Annotated in this window: 4 protein-coding genes; 2 read left to right on the top strand and 2 right to left on the bottom strand. The window is 63.0% G+C overall.

What is annotated here, in order from left to right; all coding sequences use genetic code 11:
• Both EOA33_RS27255 and EOA33_RS27250 read right to left on the bottom strand, forming a co-directional pair.
• Positions 1 to 261, bottom strand: a 261-nt coding sequence (locus tag EOA33_RS27255; RefSeq protein ID WP_145989304.1) for a phosphoenolpyruvate hydrolase family protein, incomplete at its 3' end; no start/stop codon positions are given.
• A gap of 11 nt (positions 262 to 272) precedes the next feature.
• Positions 273 to 1,469, bottom strand: a complete 1,197-nt coding sequence (locus EOA33_RS27250; protein WP_126058197.1) for a Tm-1-like ATP-binding domain-containing protein — start codon at positions 1,467 to 1,469, stop codon at positions 273 to 275.
• A 103-nt stretch (positions 1,470 to 1,572) separates the two neighbouring features.
• On the opposite strand from EOA33_RS27250, the gene EOA33_RS27245 reads away from it, so the two are divergent.
• Both EOA33_RS27245 and EOA33_RS27240 read left to right on the top strand, forming a co-directional pair.
• A complete protein-coding gene (locus tag EOA33_RS27245; RefSeq protein ID WP_126058198.1) occupies positions 1,573 to 2,253 on the top strand; it encodes a TetR/AcrR family transcriptional regulator in 681 nt (226 codons plus the stop codon).
• 360 nt (positions 2,254 to 2,613) lie between these two features.
• Positions 2,614 to 3,868: extracellular solute-binding protein (locus EOA33_RS27240; RefSeq protein ID WP_127407053.1), on the top strand; the 1,255-nt coding region annotated here is incomplete at its 3' end.

Raw genomic sequence — 3,868 nt, 5'->3', positions numbered from 1 at the left:
CTTCTTGACCACGGGCAGCACCTCATAGGCCATCTCCTTGACGATCTCGTTGGCGTTGCCATAGGCGAGCAGGCCGGCCGCCGAGCCGCGCCCGGCCATGCGGTAGCGGCCGGAATTGTAGATGATGATGAGGTCGATGCCGCCGGCTTCCTCGGCCTTGGCCGACAGGCCGGTGCCGGCGCCGCCGCCGACGATCGGCACGCCATCGGCGAGCATCTTGCGGAACTTCTCCAGTATTGTCTTGCGCGAAATTGCGGCCATGCGTCCGGGTCTCACTTCTTGACGATATCGAGGAAGGCCGCGGTCGCGGCCCTGGCGAATTCGGGATCGTTGATGTGCAGCGGCAAGCGCGTCACGATGCGTGTTGCCGTCGGACGGATCGTGCGTTCGATGGCCTCGAACAGCGCGGCATCCGCTTCCGGATCGAAGAAGGCGCCGCCGTCGATGTCGAGCGCCGAGACGCCCTTTTCGGGGATAAGGAAGCGGACCGGACCCTCGCAGCGGCTCAGCTTTTCGCCGATCCATTCGCCGATCTTGCGGCATTCGTCCGGCGTCGTGCGCATCAGCGTCACGTTGGAATTGTGTTCGTAGAGCAGGCGTCCGCGATAATGCTCCGGAATGGTCGGCGGCGCCCAGAAGTTGACCATGTCGAGCGCGCCGGCCGAGCCGACATAGGGAAGTTTCGTGCGAGCGGCGGCGCCGAAGCGATCCTGCGTCGCCGGCAGCACGCCGCCGAACAGCAGGTCGCAGACCTCCGTCGTGGTTATGTCGATGATGCCGGCGAGCAAGCCCGAGTCGGCGAGCTTCTCCATCGTGCGGCCGCCGGTGCCGGTGGCGTGGAAAACCATGCAGTCATAGTTGGCGCGCAGATGGTCGGCGATGGCCGTCACGCATGGGGTGGTGACACCGAACATGGTAAGCCCAAGCGACGGTTTGCCGTCGGCGGATGGGGCCGGGTTCCCCACCATGCCCGAGATCGCCTGGGCGGCATTGTGCAGCACGATGCGCGACAGGCGGTTGAGGCCCGCCATGTCGGTCACCGATGGCATCATGACAATGTCGGAGACGTCGACATAGGGTGCGGTGTCCCCGGAGGCGAGCGTCGAGACCATGACCTTGGGCAGGCCGAGCGGCAGTGTGCGCATGGCCGATGTGACGATCGAGGTGCCGCCGCCGCCGCCGATACCGATCATGCCGGATATGTCGCCGCGCGACTGGACGAAGCGGGCGAGGGCGAAGGCCATCGCTGCGACCGACCTGCCGCGGTCGTCGTTGCCGAGCACGGCGTCGCGGCCCTCGGGGTGATGGGCGGCTACCTCTTCGGCTGACACATCGACCGGCACGGTGGTAGCGCGCGTTCCGACGTCGACGCGGGTCACGGTAGCGCCGGTGGCGGCGATCGCGTCCGCCAGGAAGGCAAGCTCCTCGCCCTTGGTGTCGGCGGTGCCCACCACGTAGATGCGCTTCATCGCGTTCCCCCGTTCCCTGGCATGTCTGGGCGCCGCCCGCCGCCACTCGTTGCCCGGTCACCAAGACCATTGCAATTTTTTGAGACGCGCGTATCGTATTGACATGGATGTCTCACGTCAACAAGCCGCGCCGAACGACGACACCGGTGAGGGCCGAGCGGCCGAGCGTGGCGCGCGCGCCCGCACCAGGCGGCTGATGCTGGAGACGGCCACCAGGCTGATGCAGGGCGGCGCCACACCTTCCGTGAGCGAGGTCGCCGAGGCGGCCGAAGTGTCGCGCGCAACCGCCTATCGATATTTCCCGAGCCAGGCAGCACTGGTGCAGGCAGTGGTCGATGAGGGGCTCGGCCCTATCCTCACCTGGCGCTCGGCGTCGGACGATCCGGAGCGCAGGGTCGCCGAACTCTACGCCACCGCGATGCCGCGTATCGAGGCTTTCGAGGCGACGTTCAAGGCGGCGCTGAAACTGTCGCTGGATCAGTGGGCCAGGCGCCAGGCAGGCACGCTGGGCAATGAGCCGGCCTTCACGCGCGGGCATCGCATCGACCTCCTGAAGGATGCGTTAGCGCCGCTCAAGGGCCGTTTGCCGCCGCGCGAGTTCAAGCGTCTGGCGCAGGCGCTGTCGCTGATGTTCGGCGTCGAGGTGCTGATTGTATTGAAGGACATATGGGGCCTGGACAGTCGTCGCATGATGGCGGTCGCGCAGTGGGCGGCGGGCGCGCTGGTGCGGGCGGCCGTGGCGGAATCGGAAGGCGACGCCACATCGGCGGCAACCGCAAAATAACACAAATCTGGTTGGACCAGATCGCGAAGTCAGTTATGCATAATAGTCCCGATGAGATGATCGAAACAAGGCCCGCGCGTATCAAGGAGTAGGAAAATTAAGGTAAAACAGGCAGATACCGCTGCAAATGGCTTGCCTGACCGTTCCTGATCGCTCAAGAAAGGGCTTGACGTCCCTTTAGAATTGGTAATACCAGATTAAGGCTGACAACGCGGATCGAAAGTGAGGGCTGCGATCCATTTTTCCGCCGGGCGGGGAGGCGCCCAAACCGGAAGAGTGCCATCACTGGAGGAACTACCAGGGCCGGCCTCGCCGCCGGCTCGCATGACACGGTAGAATGCGCACAAGGGAGGAAACATTATGCGCAAGATAGTGACCAGCGTCATTGCTGGTATCGGCTTAGTGCTCGCCTGTGGAACGTCTTCTTACGCGCAGGACAAGGAACTCACCATCTTCTGGGCGGAATGGGATCCGGCAAACTATCTGCAGGAACTCGTCAACGACTACACGGCCGAGACCGGGGTGAAGGTCACCGTACAGACGACGCCATGGCCAGATTTCCAGACCAAGGCCTTTACCGAGTTCAACGCGCATGGCGACGCCTACGACATGGTGGTCGGCGACTCGCAATGGCTTGGTGCCGGTTCGACGCAAGGCCACTATGTCGACCTGACGGACTTCTTCAACAAGCACAAGCTTGGCGATGTGATGGCGCCCGCTACTGTAAAGTATTATGCCGAATACCCTGGCGGTTCCGGAAAATACTGGGCGATCCCGCTTGAAGGCGATGCGATCGGCTGGTCCTATCGCAAGGACTGGTTCGAGGATCCGAAGGAGAAGGAAGCCTTCAAGGCGAAGTACAACTACGACCTCGACGTGCCGAAGACCTATGCGCAGCTGCGCGACATCGCCGAGTTCTTCCACCGTCCGGACCAGAAGCGGTACGGCGTCGCCATCTACACCGACAATTCCTATGACGCGATGGCGATGGGCGTCGAAAGCGCTATCTTCAGCTATGGCGGCGACCTCGGCGACTACGCAACTTACAAGGTCGACGGCATCACCAATTCGAAAGAGGCCGCCGCCGGCCTCGACATGTACAAGGAACTCTACAAGTTCACGCCTCCCGGTTGGGGCAAGACCTTCTTCGTGGAAGACAACCAGGCGATCACCGGCGGCCTCGCCGCGATGAGCATGAATTTCTTCGCCTTCTTCCCGCCGCTGGTAAACAAGGCCACCAACCCGTACGCCGACGTGACCGGCTTCTTCGCCAATCCGGCCGGCCCGGACGGCAAGCGCTTCGCCGCTCTCGGCGGCCAGGGAATTTCCATCGTCTCGTACTCGAAGAACCAGGAAGAGGCGACGAAGTTCCTGGAGTGGTTCATCAAGGACGAGACCCAGAAGAAGTGGGCGGACCTTGGCGGCTACACCTGCAGCCAGGCCGTGCTGAAATCGGAAGCGTTCCAGAACGCTACGCCTTACAACAAGGCGTTCTATGACACGATGTTCATGGTCAAGGACTTCTGGGCGACGCCGGAATACGCCGAGGTGCTAGATCAGCTGAACCAGAACATCTATCCGTTCGTGGTCGGCGGGAAAGGCACCGCCCAGGAAG

This window comes from Mesorhizobium sp. M4A.F.Ca.ET.050.02.1.1 (genome assembly GCF_003997725.1).
Taxonomy (GTDB): Bacteria; Pseudomonadota; Alphaproteobacteria; order Rhizobiales; family Rhizobiaceae; genus Mesorhizobium.
This window is presented reverse-complemented; position numbering and strand designations above follow the sequence as displayed.